The sequence below is a fragment of the Vibrio sp. 811 genome, from assembly GCF_033339195.1.
In genome coordinates, this window is sequence record NZ_JAWOUB010000439.1 from 1 (window position 1) to 680 (window position 680).

The following is a 680-nucleotide window of genomic DNA, read 5'->3' on the forward strand; positions in this document are numbered from 1 at the left end:
TGGGTTCTCTACAGGCGGCTTTGGAAAAGGACCGAGTCAGGCTCAGCGTCAGGAAGAATTCTTTAAAGCGGCGTTTGCAGTAATGGGACATGTGGCAAAAGCCAAAGGTCAGGTCACTAAAGAAGAGATCCAACTTGCGACTGCCATGATGGATCGTATGAATTTGCATGGCGAACAACGCCGTGCGGCGCAAGATGCATTCCGCGAAGGGAAAGAGAGTGATTTCCCATTAGAAGATGTGCTGGTGCGTGTAAAAATCTCGACCGCTGGCCGTTTTGATTTGCTGCAATTCTTCCTTGAACTGCAAATTTCCGCGGCCTTTGCTGATGGAGCTATCCATCCAAGTGAACGTAATGTGCTGCACAAAATTGCTCGTGGTTTAGGTTTCTCATCTGAGCAACTAGAGCGTCGCCTGCAGATGCAAGAAGCGGCGTTCCGTTTCCAACATCAAGGTGGTTTCCATGGCCAGCAACAAGGTCAATACCAGTCGTCAGGTTGGCAGCAAGCCTCACAGGCGGATCAATTGGCCGATGCGTACAAAATTTTGGATGTGTCACCAGAGGCGGACGGTAAAACCGTTAAACGAGCTTACCGTAAGTTAATGAATGAGCATCACCCTGATAAATTGATGGCCAAAGGTTTACCGCCAGAAATGCTGAACGTCGCAAAAGAAAAAGCGC

General features: G+C 49.0%; 1 protein-coding gene. It reads left to right on the forward strand.

The window, feature by feature from the left end:
- The coding region (gene djlA / locus R7Q46_RS27350) for a co-chaperone DjlA (protein ID WP_318078299.1) at positions 1-680 on the forward strand (680 nt) is incomplete at both ends.